This is a genomic window from Streptomyces sp. NPDC051183, from assembly GCF_040682455.1.
GTDB lineage: Bacteria > Actinomycetota > Actinomycetes > Streptomycetales > Streptomycetaceae > Streptomyces.
The window spans coordinates 36,365-52,915 of the sequence record NZ_JBFBBA010000013.1; the positions used below are offsets into that span (position 1 = coordinate 36,365).

Annotated in this window: 14 protein-coding genes; 7 read left to right on the forward strand and 7 right to left on the reverse strand. The window is 73.1% G+C overall.

Annotated elements, in window-relative coordinates:
* Nucleotides 1–39: 39 nt before the first annotated feature.
* The 3 genes from AB0M99_RS13920 to AB0M99_RS13930 form a co-directional block, all read right to left on the reverse strand.
* Complete coding sequence (locus tag AB0M99_RS13920) at nucleotides 40–1,269, reverse strand: HAMP domain-containing sensor histidine kinase (RefSeq protein ID WP_365919884.1); 1,230 nt, start codon at nucleotides 1,267–1,269, stop codon at nucleotides 40–42.
* A gap of 37 nt (nucleotides 1,270–1,306) precedes the next feature.
* Complete coding sequence (cseB, locus tag AB0M99_RS13925; protein WP_365919886.1) at nucleotides 1,307–2,071, reverse strand: two-component system response regulator CseB; 765 nt, start codon at nucleotides 2,069–2,071, stop codon at nucleotides 1,307–1,309.
* A 202-nt stretch (nucleotides 2,072–2,273) separates the two neighbouring features.
* Nucleotides 2,274–3,416 (reverse strand): LuxR C-terminal-related transcriptional regulator, encoded by a 1,143-nt coding sequence (locus AB0M99_RS13930; RefSeq protein WP_365919888.1) that lies wholly within the window; start codon nucleotides 3,414–3,416, stop codon nucleotides 2,274–2,276.
* Between the two features lie 133 nt (nucleotides 3,417–3,549).
* Between AB0M99_RS13930 and AB0M99_RS13935 the strand changes: the two genes are divergently transcribed.
* Both AB0M99_RS13935 and AB0M99_RS13940 read left to right on the forward strand, forming a co-directional pair.
* The gene (locus AB0M99_RS13935) at nucleotides 3,550–3,888 is read left to right on the forward strand and encodes a hypothetical protein (protein WP_365919890.1); all 339 of its coding nucleotides are present in this window, start codon (nucleotides 3,550–3,552) and stop codon (nucleotides 3,886–3,888) included.
* Between the two features lie 62 nt (nucleotides 3,889–3,950).
* The gene (locus AB0M99_RS13940; RefSeq protein ID WP_365919892.1) at nucleotides 3,951–4,382 is read left to right on the forward strand and encodes an NUDIX domain-containing protein; all 432 of its coding nucleotides are present in this window, start codon (nucleotides 3,951–3,953) and stop codon (nucleotides 4,380–4,382) included.
* Between the two features lie 53 nt (nucleotides 4,383–4,435).
* Here AB0M99_RS13940 and AB0M99_RS13945 read toward each other — a convergent pair whose 3' ends face one another.
* Complete coding sequence (locus AB0M99_RS13945; RefSeq protein ID WP_365919894.1) at nucleotides 4,436–6,778, reverse strand: tetratricopeptide repeat protein; 2,343 nt, start codon at nucleotides 6,776–6,778, stop codon at nucleotides 4,436–4,438.
* A gap of 85 nt (nucleotides 6,779–6,863) precedes the next feature.
* Nucleotides 6,864–7,727 (reverse strand): LysR substrate-binding domain-containing protein, encoded by an 864-nt coding sequence (locus tag AB0M99_RS13950; protein WP_365919896.1) that lies wholly within the window; start codon nucleotides 7,725–7,727, stop codon nucleotides 6,864–6,866.
* A 69-nt stretch (nucleotides 7,728–7,796) separates the two neighbouring features.
* On the opposite strand from AB0M99_RS13950, the gene AB0M99_RS13955 reads away from it, so the two are divergent.
* Complete coding sequence (locus tag AB0M99_RS13955; RefSeq protein ID WP_365919898.1) at nucleotides 7,797–8,699, forward strand: EamA family transporter; 903 nt, start codon at nucleotides 7,797–7,799, stop codon at nucleotides 8,697–8,699.
* Between the two features lie 71 nt (nucleotides 8,700–8,770).
* Here AB0M99_RS13955 and AB0M99_RS13960 read toward each other — a convergent pair whose 3' ends face one another.
* Nucleotides 8,771–10,639, reverse strand: coding sequence for an ABC transporter ATP-binding protein (locus AB0M99_RS13960; RefSeq protein WP_365919900.1), 1,869 nt, complete (start codon nucleotides 10,637–10,639; stop codon nucleotides 8,771–8,773).
* Between the two features lie 625 nt (nucleotides 10,640–11,264).
* On the opposite strand from AB0M99_RS13960, the gene AB0M99_RS13965 reads away from it, so the two are divergent.
* Genes AB0M99_RS13965 through AB0M99_RS13975 form a run of 3 tightly spaced genes read left to right on the forward strand, consistent with a single transcriptional unit; the run spans nucleotide 11,265 to nucleotide 14,922 of the window.
* Nucleotides 11,265–12,581 carry a prenyltransferase/squalene oxidase repeat-containing protein gene (locus tag AB0M99_RS13965; protein ID WP_365919901.1) on the forward strand — a complete coding sequence of 439 codons (1,317 nt, stop codon included), beginning with the start codon at nucleotides 11,265–11,267 and terminating at the stop codon, nucleotides 12,579–12,581.
* Nucleotides 12,578–14,017, forward strand: coding sequence for a methyltransferase domain-containing protein (locus AB0M99_RS13970; RefSeq protein ID WP_365919903.1), 1,440 nt, complete (start codon nucleotides 12,578–12,580; stop codon nucleotides 14,015–14,017). The genes AB0M99_RS13965 and AB0M99_RS13970 overlap by 4 nt, the downstream gene beginning before the upstream one ends.
* On the forward strand, nucleotides 14,014–14,922 hold the full coding sequence (locus tag AB0M99_RS13975; RefSeq protein WP_365919905.1) for a hypothetical protein: 909 nt from the start codon (nucleotides 14,014–14,016) through the stop codon (nucleotides 14,920–14,922). The genes AB0M99_RS13970 and AB0M99_RS13975 overlap by 4 nt, the downstream gene beginning before the upstream one ends.
* Nucleotides 14,923–14,945: 23 nt before the next feature.
* Here AB0M99_RS13975 and AB0M99_RS13980 read toward each other — a convergent pair whose 3' ends face one another.
* Entirely contained in the window at nucleotides 14,946–15,380 is a 435-nt protein-coding gene (locus AB0M99_RS13980; protein ID WP_365919907.1) for a hypothetical protein, read from the reverse strand.
* A gap of 180 nt (nucleotides 15,381–15,560) precedes the next feature.
* Between AB0M99_RS13980 and AB0M99_RS13985 the strand changes: the two genes are divergently transcribed.
* Complete coding sequence (locus AB0M99_RS13985; RefSeq protein WP_365919909.1) at nucleotides 15,561–16,541, forward strand: hypothetical protein; 981 nt, start codon at nucleotides 15,561–15,563, stop codon at nucleotides 16,539–16,541.
* The last annotated feature ends 10 nt before the right edge of the window (nucleotides 16,542–16,551 follow it).

Consider the following 16,551-nt stretch of genomic DNA (forward strand, 5'->3'; position numbering starts at 1 on the left):
CGTAGGGGGCTGGGGGGCCGAGGGCCGAGGGCCGGGTGGTCAGGCCGGCAGGCGCAGGGTGGCTACGGCGCCGCCGTCCGGGGCGTTGTCCAGGTGCAGTTCGGCGCCGAGGACCCGGGCCTGGCCCAGGGCGATGGTCAGGCCCAGGCCGTGGCCCGAGCCGCGCTCCGCCGCGCCCGTGTGGAAGCGGCGCGGGCCGTCGAGCAGCAGGTCCGGGGGGAAGCCCGGGCCGTGGTCGCGTACGACGACGGTACGGTCCTCGACGGTGACCCGCACCGGGGTGTTCCCGTGCCGGTGGGCGTTGACGACGAGGTTGCCGACGATCCGTTCGAGGCGGCGCGGGTCGGTCTCCACGCTCCGGGCGCCCTCGCCGTGCCGCGCGCCGGCCACGGTGACCTCGGTGTCGAGGCCGGTGCGCGCCACGGCCTCGGCGACGACCGCGTCGAGCGGGACCCGGGCGCGGACCGCCTGTTCGGCGCCGGCGTCGAGCCGGGAGATCTCCAGCAGGTCCTCGACCAGGCCGCGCAGGTCGCGCACCCGGGCCCGGAGGAGGTCCTCGGTCTCGCCGGGCGGCAGCAGGTCGGCGGTGGCCAGCAGGCCTCCTACGGGGGTGCGCAGCTCGTGGGCCACGTCCGCGGTGAACCGGCGCTCGGTGCGCAGCCGTCGGCCGAGGCTGTCCGCCATGAGGTCGACGGTGGCGGCGATGTCGGCCACCTCGTCGCGGCCCTTGGTGTGGCCGGTACGGGCGTCCAGGTCCCCGGCGGAGATCCGTCCCGCGGTCTCGGAGACCCGCCGCAGCCTGCGGGCGAGCAGTCCGGCTCCGTAGACCGCCAGGGGCGTGCCCGCCGCGAGGGCGAGCAGCGAGGCCACCGCCATGGTCACGTCGAGGCGGTACAGCTCACGGAAGTCCGCGTAGATCGTCACCTGGACGGCCAGCACGGGGCTGCCCGGGCCGCCGACCCGCTGGGCACCCCAGACGGTGGGGTCCATGCTCCCCGGAACGTTCCCGCCGTAGGAGACGTGCCGGTCACCGTCGGTCGGGTTGACCAGTGCGTAGGGCAGTTCGGGCGGGTCGAGCCGGGCGTTGCTCGTGAGGGCCCCGGTGCGCCGGTAGACGTCCATGGCGGAGGTGACCCCGTCGAAGGCCTGCCTTTCGGCCCGGTGCCGGATCTCGTGCGCGGTCCAGACGTGCACCAGCAGGCCCACGACCAGCGCGACGAGGCAGGCCGTGGCCGCGGCCAGCGTGGCGATCTTCCAGCGGAGGGTCACGCGGAGCGGCTTGCGGCGGCGGAACGGGCGCACCGGGTCAGCGCCTGAGCTTGTAGCCGAAGCCGCGGACCGTCTCGATCCGGTCCCGGCCGAGCTTGCCGCGCAGCCGCTGCACGCACAGGTCCACGACCCGGCTGTCGCCGTCCCAGCCGTAGTCCCAGACGTTGCGCAGGAGGGTGTGCCGCTCCAGCACGATGCCGGGGTGGGCGGCGAACTCCAGCAGCAGCTTCAGTTCGGTCGGGGTCAGCGCCACCGGGGTTCCGGAGACGGACACCTCCAGGCCGCCGGTGTCGATGCTCAGGTCGCCGAAGACCAGCAGCTCGCCCCCGGACGCGGCCGGCCCGTCGCCGGCGGCCTGCCCGCCGTCCGCGGTCCGCCCGGGTGCCGGGGCGGGAGCGTAGGTCGCCCGCCGCAGGAGGGAACGGATGCGTGCCACGAGCACGTAGGTGTCCACGGGTTTGACCACGTAGTCGTCGGCCCCGGCCTCCAGACCGGCGACGACGTCGAGCCCGTCGCCGCGGGCGGACATCATCAGGACCGGCACCAGGCTGGTCTCTCGGACCCTGCGGCACAGGCCGATCCCGTCCAGACCGGGCAGCATCACGTCCAGGATCAGCAGGTCGAAGGGCTCTTCGCGGAAGAGCTCCAGGCCCGCCAGTCCGTCGGCCGCGGAATTCATCCGGTAGCCGTAGCGCTCCAGGGCGACCGTGAAGGACCGGCGCATGAGGTCGTCGTCCTCCACCAGCAGCACGCGGACGGCGGACGGAGCGGCCGGAGCCGGGGCCGGGACGGACGGGGACACGGGCGGGCGGCTCCTGTTCGGACGGTCGTGAGGTACGGGCCCACGGGACTGCGGGCCGCGCCCCGCGCGCACCGCGCTCAGACGGCGGCCCGGAGGGAACGATATGGCATACATCGGGCGCCGCGGTCGCGTCGCAGCCCGGCGCACCGATTCGATGGGCGACCAAGCGCTCCCTGATACCCGGCCGATACAAAAGGCCGTCCTACCGCCCGGGGGTGTGGAACCAGCCGAAGGCTCCCATGGCGCGGCCGCTCTCGACGCCGGGCTGGTAGTGGCCGAAGTAGAGGATGCGCAGGAGCCGGCCCCGGCTGTTCGCCCCGGTCTTGTCGAACACCTTCTTGAGGTGGTCCCTGACCGTGTACGGGGAGATGCCGAGCCGCTGGGAGATCTCGGTGTCGGACATGCCGTAGACGACGAGCTGCGCGACGTCCTGTTCGCGCGAGGTGAGGTCGTACGCCTCCATCAGGATCCCGATGGTGTGCTCGGGGCGGCTGGGCTGGATGATGACCGCGACGCGCCCGGCCGTGTCCATCCGCGTGGCCGTGAGCGACACCCAGCGGCCGGCCGCGCCGTACAGGCGCACCGATGCGTCGCCCGTCGTACGGGCCCTGCGCGACGCGTGCAGGACCGGCTGCGGGAGCCCGCCCGGGCCTGCGGGGGTGCCGTCCGGGGTGCCGCCCAGCCGGTCGAGCCACAACTGCCCGGACGGGGTGACCCCGCCGATGCCGCCGTCGGGCTCGAAGGTGAGCAGTCCGGGGGCGGCGGGGTCCTGCGAGTCCGCGGTGGCGGCATCGTGGCGCAGGTAGGAGCGGCGCAGCCCCTCGGCGATGGTCGGTGCGAGCGACTCCATGGCCGCGATCTCGCCCTCGCTGAACGGCGCCCGGTCACCGCCCCGGTGCAGGACCAGCGCGCCCCACACGGTGTGGCGTCCGCGCAGGACCACGCGCATCTCGTCGCCCATCCCGGTCGGGCGGTAGACGTCGCGGTAGCGGCAACTGGTGTGCGGGCGATGGCGGGTGGCCTGCCACAGTCCGGCCGCGAGCCGGCCGGTCCTGACCAGGTGGGGGAAGTGGTTGACGTCCTCCTCCCCGTATTCAATGTCCAGGAGCCTGGGCAGGTGGGTGTGCGGGACCCCCTTCTCGTGGAAGCCGCCGGTGTGCATGAGGGTGGCCGGGTCCAGTGTCAGCCCGCACACCCCGTCCGCCGCCACGGCCGCGGGGATGATCTCGTTCAGGCCGCTGAACAGCGTCATCGGATCCGGCAGTCCCAGGCACAGCCTCTCGATGCTCGTACGGGCGCGGCGCAGCGCGGCGCCGCCGGGTAAACCTGTGTTCGATCGTGTCACGCGGGTCTGTTACCGCATTGCCTCACCCGGCGAAACCCCAACTTCCGGGGATCGAAGGCCGCCGAGGGCGGCATTAGCTTTCGTTGCACGCAAGTCCGACGAGAGTCCGGACGAGAGCCCAACGGGAGAACACATGCAACTGCGCAGCAAAGCGCTCGGCATCGCCGCCGCGACCGCCACCGCCGCCGGGCTCGCCCTGGTGCCCGCCACGTCGGCCAGTGCCGCTCCCGCCGGAGCGCAGAGCCTCGCCTCCTGCATCGGGCACTACGCGAACACGGCGTACTGGATGGACTGCACCGGCGGTTCGGAGACCAGCTGGGCCCGCCTCGGCGGCCTGTGCGGTCCGACGTCCGGGATCTCGTACTGGAACTGGTCGAACTGGTACCGGATCGGCCCCGGCGAGAGCCGGACGATCAGCGCGGAATGCAACGCGCGGGTCTGGGGCCAGCGGGTCGAGGTGCGGCCGTACTGACCGGATAGGTTGTCCCCTTGCGGCCGGTGTGCGCCGTGCAACTCCAGTCACGGGGAGACGTTTTGACGGAGCACGTACGCTCACGGGTATCGGCCTACGCCATCGCCACGACGCAGGACCGACTGCTGCTGACCCGGCTCTCGGACTCCTCGCCGGTCTTCGAGCCGGGGTTGTGGCACCTGCCCGGCGGAGGGATCGATCCGGGCGAGCAGCCGCGCGAGGCGCTGGAACGCGAGCTGTACGAGGAGACCGGGCTCGAACTCCTCGACGCCCGCCTGGTCGACGCGCGGGCGTACACGGCGCACCGGCTCGGGGTGAGCTGGAACCTGGTGGGGCTGTTCTACCGCGTGGATCTGGCGCCCGGCCCGCTCGCGGTCACCAAGGAAGACGACTCCACCTGCGCCGTCGACTGGATTCCCTTGCCGGGGCTGGAGGAGTCCGTCCTCTCCCCGGCCGCGATCGATGCTCTGCGGATGATCGGGATCGGGATCTGAGGTCGGTTCGGGGCCGGCCGGGGCGGGTCGGGGGCGGGTCGGTTCACGTCGGGTCAGGCCGGTTCACGGGGGTGCGGCCTACCACGACGGCAGTTCGTAGTACCAGGCCGCCCGGCCGGCTGCGCGAGCTGCGACCTGCACCCTTCGGTCAGCGGGTGGTCCGGCCCGAGCAGTCGTCCGCAGTCGGCGAGGAGGGCCGCGAACAGCTCACCGGCCTCCTCGGAGCGACCGGAGCGGGCGGTCCACAGGGCTTGCTGGTGGCGTCCGGCGAGGGTCAGTTCGTGCGCGTGGCCCAGGGACCGAACACAGTCCGTGGTGACGGTGGTTGCGAGCGCCAGCGCCTCTTCGGTCCGCCCGGCCCGGCCGGTGCGTCCGGCGAGTTCGAGGCGTCCGGCCAGGGTCCAGGGGTGGGCGTCGCCGTAGAGGGCGGCTCTGCCTTCCACGACACCGGTGAGGAGGTCCAGGGCGAGTGCGGTGTCGCCGGTGTCCGCCGCGACGGCCGCGCGGTTCCAGCGTACGTCGTTCGTGAGCTTGTCGCGCTCGCCGAGCAACCGGCCGGCGTCCTCGTCCAGTTCGCCCCACAGCCGCGCGGCCTCGGCCGGCTGCCCGCTCTCCCCGGTCCATATCGCGACTTCGAAGCGGCCGTCCAGGGTCGTACGGTGCTCGGCTCCGAGCACGCGCAGGGAGCGCTGCCCGGTGTCGAGCGCCAGGCCCAGCGCTTCCGAGGTGCGCCCGGTGGCGCCGAGCCAGCGGGCCGTGATCAGCGCGGCTTCGAGTGTGGCGCGGTGCTCGTCGCCGTACCTCCTCGCGTACTCCTCGTGGACGGCCCTGGCCATGGCCAGAGCCTCCTCCGTATGCCCAGCTCCCCCGCTCCACCAGGCCAGGGCCCGCCGGAGGGCGAGGAGGGCGTCGGGGTCGGTCTCCGCCGGGACCGACCCCAACGCCGTACGCAGCACCCGGCAGGCCTCCTGCACCTGCCGCGCCTCGCCGAGGACCCGGGCCAGTCCGACCGCGCCGGTGACCACGCCCGCGTCCAGGGCCTTTTGGAACGCGGTCCGGGCGGCGGTGTACCTCGTACGCCGGACCGCCTCCCAGCCGATGGCCTCGCAGGTGGCGGGGTCCGCCTCGGCGATCAGCCGCGTCCAGGTCTCCTCCGGGACGGGGGCTCCTTCCGGGGATGCGTCGACCGCGTCGGGCAGGTAGTCGAAGACGTAGTGGGCGTCCCCGGAGGGGTCCAGGGGGAGGAGCAGGCTGCTGGTGGCGTACAGCGGGGTGGTCGCCCACGCCACCGCTTCCTCCCAGCTCTCCGGGCGGAGTCCGAATCCGCCGCGGGCGGCGAGGTGGCGCTCGTGGAGGTCGCGCAGCAGCGCGGTGGGCAGGGGGTGCGCCCACCCCGCGCGGCGGGCCTCGACCGCGGCGGTGACCAGCGCGGCTCCACGGGTGTGCCCGCCTTCCGGAGCCCAGGCGTCCTGCCAGGCCGTGAGCAGTTGGGGGCCCGCGGCCAGGAACTCGGCGATGCCGTAGCGGCCGGCGCTGCCGATCGCGTGGGCGATGCGTTCGTCGTTCCGGAACGCGCGGGCCCGTGCCACCTCGTCCGGGTCCCAGCGCCGGTCGAGGCGGATCTCGTGCGCGAGGGCGAGGACGTCCCGTCCGGTGCGCTGGTCGAAGCGGGCGCCGGCGTCGGCGTCGCCGTCCTCCACGCCGCTGTAGCGGGACCGCTGATGTGCTCTGATCGTGCCGAGGACGACGACCTCGCGGCTGCCGGGCGATCGGGTGAGCTTGTGCAGGGCGTACGGGGTCAGGCCGTCGGACCCGAGGTACCGTTCGACGTCGTCCAGCCAGACGAGGCAGCGGGAGCGCCCCCGGACCGCGGCGACGGCGGCACGCAGCGACGTCCGGTCGGCGGGGTCGGGTGCGATGAACGCGTGCCGCGGTAGCACCGTGCGCGCCGCTTCGAACGCCGCCCGCGTCTTGCCGGCGGTGGACCCCCCGACGACCAGTACGAAGTCGTGCGTGCGCAGCGCCGCCTCGATCTCCTCGCTCCGGTCGCGGCGCACGAACGGGGTGACCTTCGAGGTGACCGTACGGGCGCTCCCCGCCGGGGCGGCGGGGTGGACGCCGACCGCGATCAGGTCTTCGATGTCACGGACCCGGGGCAGCCGGCCCCGCGGGTCGCGCAGCAGCTTCTCGCGCGTCTCCAGCGCGTGGAGCACGCCCTCGTCGATGAGCTGCCTGCCCCGCTGCGACAGCACGGCGCCGACCGCCGCCCCGGTCGCGACCAGGGCTCCTCCCACCAGGCCGGGGAGCAGGCTGGCCAGCCAGGAGACCGCCGAGACGCCGGCGGCGACCACGACGAGCAGCCACCAGCCCGAGCGGCCCGACCCCCGACTCCGCATGGGTCCCATGAGAGCATCCGGCTCCGGGGCGAGTCCATCGAACGGCTCTTCGTCTCTTCGTCTCTTCGTCCCGTCCATGTCTTCGTCAGCCTTCGCCGGCCGTGAGGACCTCGTGCGCGAGTGCCACCAGGTGCGGGATCGCCGGGTGGCCCGGGCCCTCGCGCCAGGCGAGGAACACGGGAACGGTCGGCGCGTCGGCGAGCGGGCGGTAGACCAGCGAGGGGTGTATGTGGTTGCTGGGGGTGGCCGAGGTGGTGACGCCCACGGCGCGGCCCGCGGCGATGGCCATGAGCCACTCGTCGGTGTTGGTCACCTCGATGGTCGCGGTGGGCCGGTCCGTCGCCGGCCACAGGTCCGGCGTCGTGGTGCCGGAGACGGTGTTGAGGGCGATCGGATGGGCGACGAGGTCCGCCAGGGTGACCTGCGGGAGAGCCGCCAGCGGGCTGTCCGCCGGCATGACCACCACCCGCCGCTCCGACAGCAGCAGTTCCGTGCGCAGTCCGGCCGGGGTGACCGCGCCGCGCAGCAGGGCCGCGTCGACCTTGCCCTGCGTGAGGCCCGCCGTACGGTCGTCGATGCGCAGGAGCTCCAGCGGGGTGCCGGGGTGCCGCTCGTCCCAGCGGCGCAGCAAGGGGACGGTGTGGTCGCCGAGCGCCGCCCAGGTGTGGCCCAGGCGCAGCGGCCAGTTCCTCAGCCCTCCCGGGTCGAGGGCGGTCTCGACGGCGGCGAGGGCGGCACCGGCCTTGTCGCGGAAGGTCCGTCCCTCGGCGGTCAGTTCGAGGTGGTGCGTGGAGCGGTCGACGAGGCGCGCGCCGAGGTGGTCCTCCAGTTGGCGCAGGGTGCGGGAGAGCGCGGGCTGGCTCAGGTGCAGGCGGGCGGCGGCGCGGGTGACGTTGCCCTCTTCGGCGATGGCGAGGAAGGCACGCAGGTGCCGCAGCTCGATGGTCATGCGTCAGGAGCATAACCGGGACGTACTCGGCATTTCACGCGGCGCGGCCGGTTTCCTAGCGTGAAGGGCATGACATCCACGGTGCACGACTCGACCGCGACGACGGCCGCGCCCGTCGTCCTGCGCCACGCCGCCGGGCGCGGCACCCTCGGCGGCGTCGGCCTGGTGCTGGCCGGGGCCGTCTCCGTCCAGTTCGGATCGGCCTTTGCCGCCCTGCTGTTCCCCCGGGCCGGGGCGCTGGGCACGGTTGCCCTGCGGGTGACGTTCGCCGCGTTGCTGCTGCTGGCCGTCACCCGGCCGCGGCTGCGCGGGTACTCGCGGGCCGACTGGGCGGTGGCGGGGGGCTTCGGCCTGGCTCTCGGCGGCATGAACGTCCTCTTCTACCAGGCGATCGACCGCATCCCGCTGGGGGCGGCGGTCACCTTGGAGGTGCTCGGTCCGCTGCTGCTGTCGGTCGTCGCGGCGCGCCGCGCCGCCAGTCTGCTGTGGGCCGCTCTCGCGCTGGCCGGCGTGTACGTCCTGGGCAGCGGCGACTTCCAGCGGCTCGACGTCGCGGGCGTGTGTTTCGCGCTGGGTGCGGGGGTGATGCTGGCGGCGTACATCGTGTTCAACGCCCGTGCGGGCGCCCGCTTTCCGCGGCTGGACGGGCTGGCGGTCGCGATGTCCGTCGCCGCGCTGGTCAGCCTGCCGCTGGGCATCGGCGCATCGGGCGCGACCCTGCTGGAACCGCGGGTGCTCGGCCTGGGCCTTGCCATCGCTGTGATGAGCTCGGGCGTGCCCCACACCCTGGAGCTGCTGGCGCTGCGCCGGCTGCCCGCGGCGACGTTCGCGGTGCTGACGTGCCTGGCGCCCGCCTTCGCCGCACTGGCGGGCTACCTGGTATTGGACCAGGGGCTGTCGCTGCCGCAGTGTGCGGGGATCGCGATGGTGGCCGCGGCGAGCGCGGGCGCGGTGCGTACGGGCCGGCGCTGAGCGGGCCACCCACCCACCCCCGCGGCGGCGGGGGTGGGTGGCCGTATCCGTTCGGGATGGTGCCGGCCCGGCTACCGGTCCATGGAGAGCCGGACGAGCTCGGCGAAGGATCCTTGCGTGCGGATCAGTTCCTCGTACGTCCCCTGCTCGGCGATCCGGCCCCGCTCCAGGAGGATGATGCGGTCGGCGAGCCGGCAGTTCTCCATGCGGTGCGTGACGATCACGGTGATCCGTTCCGCCTTCATGTCGCGCAGGCCGGAGAAGACCATGTGCTCGCCCCGCGGGTCCATCGCTGACGTCGGCTCGTCCATGACGAGGAGCGCCGGGCGGCGGTGGAACGCCCTGCCGCAGGCGAGGCGTTGCCACTGGCCGCCGGACGGTTCGTGTCCGCCCCAGAGGGACCGGGCGAGGAGTGTGTCCAGGCCGTCGGGGAACTCCTCGACGGCCTCCTTCATGCCGACGGCGTGCAGGGCGTCCCAGACGGCTTCCTCTCCGCGCGGGTCGGGCTGGCCGAGGGTGATGTTCTCGCGCGCGGAGAAGGGCCAGTAGCCGTAGGACTGGGTGACGAGGCCGACGTGGGTCCAGGCGGTCCGCTGGTCGGCGTCGGAGGTCGGCACGCCGTCCCAGGACACCGTGCCGGCCGTCGGGGTGGTGAGCGCGGTGAGGAGGCGGATGAAGGTGGACTTCCCGGCGCCGTTCTCGCCGACGAGCGCGACGACCTCGCCGCGGTTCAGGGTCAGGTCGACCGGTCCGAGGGCGGGGGTGTCCTTGCCCGGGTAGGTGTAGGCGGCCGCCTCCAGCCGGATCTTCTCCGGGGCCTCCATGGCCTGCGGGCCCCGGGCTCCGGACTGCTCGGCTGCCTGCGCGATGAAGGTGGCGTAGTCGCCGAGGTAGAGGGCGTGCTGGAACATCGCCGCGCCGTAGACGACCAGGCTGGACAGGGCCGCGGTCGAGGTCCGCATGGCGACGATGGCGGTACCGGCGGCACCGATGGCCATGTATCCGCCGGCCACGAGTCCGCCCAGGGACATCCACGTCAGGACGACGAACAGCCCGGACGCGCCCGCGGCGATCAGGTGGACGGTCAGGTAGCGGGGAGCCGAGCCGACCATCCTGGAGTCGATGCGCTCACAGACGGCGGCGTACCAGTGGTGGGCGTAGGGACGCATGCTGTTGCCGCGGAGCTCGTCCGCGAGCTTGGGCGTGGTGAGGTGCCAGCGCATCATGTGGCGGATGTTGCGGGACGCGACCGTCTCGTTGTGGAGGGTGTAGTCGAGGCGGGCGGCGTAGACCGAGCCCAGGCCGCGCGGAACGACCGACAGCAGCAGGAGCGGCAGCAGAACCGGATGGACCACGGACAGCACCGAGGCGACGGCGATCATGTCGATGAGTCCGCTGGTGAAACCGAGGGCGTCCTGCAGGAGCATGGAGGAACGCGCGGATCCGGTCTCGGCCGCCTCGGAGCGCTCGGTGAAGTCGGGCGCGTCGTAGGAGGCGAGTTCCACGTCCATGTGGGCGTCGACCATCGCGAGGTCGGCGATGGTCGACATGCCCGGGGTGAGGCGGCGCGCGGCGCTGCCGGAGGCGATGGAGGCGAGTGCGCCGAGGGCGGTCATCGCGGCGGCGGCCACCAGCGGCCAGGCGGCGGCCGCGATGCGCTGCTCGACGGTGCCGCCGGTGAGGAGCGGGCCCATGGCCCTGGAGACGGCCGTGAGGGCCGCGGCCGTACAGATCCCGCCGATGACCTGGGCTCCGACGAGCCAGATGAAGGCCGTACGGTTCACCGCCCAGGCGAGGCGGCCGGTCCGGGCGAGGGCGGACGGCACCCGGCGGGCCATCTGCGCGAGCGACAGCCGCTCCATGGCCTTGTTGTGCTGCCCCCACTTGAACGTGAACTCCGGCGGGGCGGGATTCGGCTTCTCGGTCTGTGTCCGGGACATGCGCCTCTCCTCCAACTCGTGTGCTGTGAAAGCCGGTTCGCCGTAGCCCTGCGGGCATGGCGAGGAAGCCCGACCCGGGCTGGGGGGAGGGCGGACGCGGCGTTCGGGGAACCGGAAGCAGTGAGTACACAGCAGCCCGCGGACCGGAGCAGCCGGATCTGGCCGACCTGCCGGCGTCGGCGGCCCCGGCCTGGCGGCTGATCGCGTCGGGCCCCGCCCGCGTTCCCGGGCTCCCGGCGCGGGCAGGTTGGCCGGAACCCGTCGCCGGACGGAGTCACCACGCGCAAAGCACTTGCGGCCGCGGCCGGACGGGACCCTCCGCAGGACCCGGCGGCCGGCGCCCCGAGAGCCGGCTCCCGAGGGAAGCGACGCCGATGACCAGCCCCGTTGTTCGCGCAGGCCGCCGCCGCGCGGCGCTTTCACCGGCTCCCGCACGGCCGGCCGGTCCCGGTACGGCCCCGCTCGAACCGAACGGAACCGCACACGCGGCTACGGGCCACGTACGGGAGAAACCGGTGTCGGGCGACCCCGGAAAGGGCACACTGTGCCTACCGTTCTGCGTGCCGAATCACCTACGCACCGGGACGCCGTGCCGTGAAGCCGCCACCCGGGGGGAGACCAAGGCGTGCGTTCCGCAGCCGAGTTGTCCGGTACCGCCGTCACCGCATCCATCGACCTCGCGATCGGCTGCCTGCGCCAGAACTTCCGTACGGCTCCGGACGCGGCCGCCGGCTGGTACCACTACCTCGACGATCCGAACCCGGGCATCACCGCCTCCGCGGTGGGCCTGTTCACCTTCGGCCTCGCGGGCGGCCGCTTCGAGCGCTCCTCCGAGGTGGTGGGCTACCTCACCGCCCAGCAGCGCCTGTCCCCCGACGGCAGCGCCGGCGGCTGGCCGGTGCGTACGACCAACGGTTTCCCCATCGGCGAGGCCACGGCCTGGGTGGTACGGGCGCTCAGCCAGCCGGGCGCCGCCCTCCTCGCCGGGGACTCCCTGCGCCTGGGCGTCGAATGGCTGCGGGCCAACCAGAACGTGGACTTCGGCTGGGGCTCGTACCGCGGCCAGCCCTCCCGTGTCTTCCACACCGCGCTCAACATGCTCGCCCTCCACGAGTCCGGCGCGGGCGGCGAGGCCCTGGCCAACGCCCAGCGCTGGCTGATCGACGTACAGAACGCGCAGACCCCGGGCTGGGGACCACTGCCCGGGGCGCAGCCGACGGTGGTGCACACGAGCATGGCGCTGATGGCGCTCGCCCGGATCCCCGGAGCGCTGAGCACCAACACCATGCGCCAGACGGCGGAATGGCTGCTGGACCGGATCGAACCCGGGGTGCACGTCGAGCGCAGCACGACGGTCGAGGAGTACGACGTCCCGTTCACGGACGGCGGCGCTCCGGCCGTGTTCCAGAACTCCCTCCCGCACTTCGCGGGGCCGCTCGCCCTGTCCGCGATCTTCTCCACCGGCGTGGTGGACCCGCTCCAGCCCAAGCTCTTCCAGGCCGTCGCCGGCATCATCGACAGCCAACTGGAGGGAGGCCACTGGGAGTTGCCCCGCAGCCCCATGCGCCCCTCGGTGTGGGCGCTGTGGCCCTTCGTCTCGGCGCTGTCCTCGGCACGCGCCGCGGTCCTGTCCACCCCCCGGAGCAAGGCGTCCCTGCTCTATCCGGGGTGCGCGATCGTGCAGAGCGAGGACCAGGCCCAGGACCTGACGCGCAGGCTCCTGATCCAGAACGCGTTCTTCGACTGGCTGCGGAGCAAATGGCTCACCCTGGTGCTCTGGGCGATCGCCCTCATCACCACCGGCATCCCGATCGCCCTCCTGGTGACCGGGCGGTTCTCGGTCAACGACTTCCTGACCGCGCTGATCCTTCCTGCGCTGCTGATGGTGCTCCAGTTCGTATGGGAGCGGCGCCCGTCGACCCGGACGGGGGGCTCACCGTGACCGCTACCGTCCCCGCTCCCGCTCCCGTCCCCGTCGTCATGCCGCCGCCCGAGGTGTGCGAGATGTGCGAGGAGGTCCGGCTGTCCGGATCCTTCGCCACGGGCGTCACCCCGCGGACGCCCGGAGATCCGCCCGGCGCAGGGTCAGGGCACGGGAGCGGGCAGACGTACGGGCCCGGGCCGGGCTTCTCCCGGCTCGTCGCCCGGACCAGGGCCGTCGATGTCCTGTCCGGGCTCGGTTCGCTGCTGCCGGGCTACGTACTGGTCGTTCCGCGGCGGCACACCACGAGCCTCGGCGAGCTGCCGCCGGCCGATCTGGCCGAGGCGTTCTCCGTCGGCTGGTGTTTCGCCGAGCGCATCGAGCGCGAATTCGGCCACCCGGTGGTACTGGTGGAACACGGATCATCGGGAGCCGCGGGCGCGATCGGGGCCGCGGACCCGGGCACGGCCTCGGCCGCCGCAAGCCGGCACCGCACCGGAGGGTCGTGCATCACACATTCGCACCTCCACATCTTCCCCCTTTCGGATGCGGCCCATTCGCCGCTGTTCGCTGCACCCGGAAGTCGGAAAATCTCCGGCCTGTCGAGTCTGATTGACACCGCGCACCGTAAGAAGAACTACTACTTCTGCACATGGAAACGCGACGAGGGGTACCTGTTGTCCGATCCCGACCTGCCCTCCCAGTACGCACGGCGCGTGTGGGCGGGAACGTTAGACGCGCCCGACCTGTGGGACTGGGCCGCGTTCCCCTTCCTCGCCAACTGCCAGGACACCACCAACCGGCTGCGTGACCCGGACGAGTCCGATACGGACCGCCAAATGCGTGAAACTCTGCTCGCCTACGGAGTGGCCGCCCGTACCTACGCGGCCCTCACCCGGCAGTTCACCGCCGGCTCGACCCTGCCCCACGAGATCGCCGATCTGGCACGCACCACCCGCGGAGTCGTTCTCGACGCCGGCGCGGGCGCGGGGCGCGACGCGCTGTGCTTCGCCGCGAACGGCCGCCGGGTCATCGCGCTCGACGCCTGCCTGCCCCTGTTGACGATGACCCCCGACGAGCCCGAGGTCCAACGGGTCACCGGTGACGTACGCTCCCTGCCGCTGTCGACCGCGTCCGTGGGCGCGGTGTGGTGCTCCGCGGTGCTGCTGCACCTACCACCGGCCGAACTCCTGCGGGCGCTACGGGAGTTCCACCGGGTGCTGGAGAGCCGTGGCGCCGTACAGGTCTCCGTCAAGGAGGGCGACGGGCACGCTTCCCTGCCCATGGGCGGCGAGAACCCGTACCGCCGCCACTTCTTCTTCTACCGGCACGGCGATCTGATCCCCCTGGCCCGCCAGGCGGGGTTCGACGTACAGCACACCTGGACCGAGGAGGAACGGGACTCCTCCGACGAGGTGCAGCGCTGGATCAAACTAAGGCTCCGCAGGACGACATGACCGACCCGCACGACGAGCACCCCCGCTCCCCCCATCTCCACCTGCACCTCGAACCGGAGGAGCGCAAACGGCTCGAACTGGGCCTTGCCCTACGGGACTTCGGCTCGCGCGACCGCTTCTTCGAGGCGCACCGCACGGACCGCCCCGACCGCTCCCGGATCCAGCCGGGCGACCTCCGGCGGTTCCTTCGCGACGTACACCGCGAACAGCGCCTCCAGGGCGCCGACTACGTCGAACTCCGGCTCTCGCCACGCCGGTTCCTCGTCGACGGGATGACCTGGCAGGACTTCACCGACACCGCGCAGGACGTCCTGGGCCCGCTGCGCGATCCCCTGGTCTCCGCGGTCCTGCTCGTCAACCGCAACAGCTCGGACGTCTTCACGGCCGAGCTCACGGACCGCGTCGGCTGCCTTCCCCCGGTGTTCGTGGGCATCGACATCGCCGGGGACGAGCTCACCCACCCCGATGTACGGCCCTTCGTGCCGCTCGCCCGGGCCGCGGCCGAAGCGGGCCTGGGCTGCACGGTGCACGCGGGCGAGTTCGGCCCGGCCGAGCACGTCTGGCGCGCCCTGGACCAGCTGGGTGCCCGCCGCATCGGCCACGGGCTCTCCTGCGCCACCAGCCCCGCGCTGCTGCGCCGGATGGCCCGGGACTCGATCCTGACCGAGGTGTCCCTGACATCGAACCTGGCCCTGGGCGCCGTCCCTACGCCCTGCGCCCATCCGCTCCCCGCCCTGCTGGCGGCCGGAGTCCCGGTCTCCTTCAATGCGGACGTCCCGCTCCACACGGGCCGGACCCTCGACCATGAGCTGGCCCTGGCCGCCACCCTCCTCGAAACCACCCCGACGGAGATCCGCGCCCTCCAGGCCCGGGCCGCCGCCTTCCGCTTCGGCCACCGCCCCTGACCGGGCACCGTGGCGGGGGGCCGCTACTCCGGCTCGGCCGGCGCGTCGGCGGCTCCCGCCCGCGACCACGGCATGACCCGCCTCGGCCCCACGGGCATCAGCAGGCCCGCGAAGACCCCTTGGACCGCCAGCAGGACGACGATGAGCGAGGGCCAGCCGAACATGGCGAAGAGCATCAGGGGCACGACGGTCAGCGTCCCGACGAGCAGCCGGAACTCGGCCGACTCGGTCTGCGTGTTCCGCCGGCGCGAGAGGCACACCAGCACCAGCAGCGTGAGCCCGCCGACCGTCGCGAACATACCGGGCGCCAGCTCCCAGTACGCGCGGACCGTCTCCCCGTACGGCAGGGTGTCATCGAAGCCGTCACTGCCCGGATCGTCCAGCCCCGGACTGGTCAGCGTCACCACGGTCCAGCCGGCCGCGAACAGCGCCGTGTAGCGCACGACACAAGCCGCCATCCAGCGCCACCAGCCCCATGGCTCCCGCCGGAACCGATCCGCCACTTTCCACCTCTTGCCACGCCACTGCCGATCCCCGGAACGGGTCGGAACCGGACATCCTACGCGTGCGCGGCGTGTGGGAGACGCCGAGGCGGCCGAGGAGTGGGCCGCTGCCTTGCGGAAGCTACGGATTCCCGCGTGACTGACGTGACAGACGTGCACCCCGGTACCGAGGCGCTGCTCGCCGCCGTGCCCGCCCTCGCCCCGTACGCCCGCAGGGCCACGCTGCTGCGCCCCGCGGCGGGGACGCCGTCCGCGCGGGACAGTCATGTCGGCGGGCCGATGCTGTGGCCCGCCGAGGAGGAGTGGCCCGTATGCCGGGGGCCGCACCTGACCGAGGTGCGGGAGAAGCTCTCCGACGCCGACCGGGAAGCCCTCCGGCGGATCGACCGCGACATGCGCGCGAGGCGGGCCGGGAAGCCGCACTCCGCGTACGAGCTGACCGAGGAGGAGGCCGAGCTCCATTCCCGGATCATGAACGGCGCCGGGTCGCTCGACATGAACACGTGGGAGCTGTGCCGCTGGGTGCCGGTCCCGGCCGACCCGGGTGTGCCGCTGGTCGGCGTGCTCCAGTTGCGCGCGCAGGACGTACCGGCGGCCGACCTGCCCGAGGGCCCTGACGTGCTGCAAGTGCTGTGGTGCCCTCGGGAGCACCCCGAGCTGCCCGGCCGGTCGGCGCACTGGGGACCGGCCGTCGAGGTGTACCGCCGCTCGGCCGCGTCGGTCGCGGCCGTGCTGGAGCCCCCCGTACCGGTCGACGCCCCGCGCCGCCACCTGCCGCGGCCCTGCGTCCTGGATCCGGCCGGGGTGACCGACCTCCCGGACCCGGAGGACCTGCCCGCAGAGCTCGCCGCGCGGGCCGACGCCTGGGCACAGGCACACGGCACCGAGTACCACCGCGGCCTCGCCTGCCACGACGGGTGGAAGGCCGGCGGCTGGCCGAGCTGGCACTCCACGGACCCGGAACCGCTCGACTGCTCCTGCGGCGCCCGGACCCGGCTGTCCCTCACCCTGGACAGCGGCCGGGACCCGGACCTGAACCTCGGCTCGTTCGGTGAACTCCGCATCTTCACCTGCCCCGAGGACCCGTCACACCCGCTCCTCCTGAACCTGCAATAGCCGCCCGGCT

Bases quoted from the DNA above. Each gene is read 5' to 3' on its own strand.
- AB0M99_RS13935 (WP_365919890.1), top strand. From the start codon at position 3,550: ATGCAACTGCGCAGCAAAGCGCTCGGCATCGCCGCCGCGACCGCCACC.
- AB0M99_RS13945 (WP_365919894.1), bottom strand. From the start codon at position 6,778: ATGCGGAGTCGGGGGTCGGGCCGCTCGGGCTGGTGGCTGCTCGTCGTG.
- AB0M99_RS13980 (WP_365919907.1), bottom strand. From the start codon at position 15,380: ATGGCGGCTTGTGTCGTGCGCTACACGGCGCTGTTCGCGGCCGGCTGG.
- AB0M99_RS13955 (WP_365919898.1), top strand. From the start codon at position 7,797: ATGACATCCACGGTGCACGACTCGACCGCGACGACGGCCGCGCCCGTC.
- AB0M99_RS13960 (WP_365919900.1), bottom strand. From the start codon at position 10,639: ATGTCCCGGACACAGACCGAGAAGCCGAATCCCGCCCCGCCGGAGTTC.
- AB0M99_RS13975 (WP_365919905.1), top strand. From the start codon at position 14,014: ATGACCGACCCGCACGACGAGCACCCCCGCTCCCCCCATCTCCACCTG.
- AB0M99_RS13950 (WP_365919896.1), bottom strand. From the start codon at position 7,727: ATGACCATCGAGCTGCGGCACCTGCGTGCCTTCCTCGCCATCGCCGAA.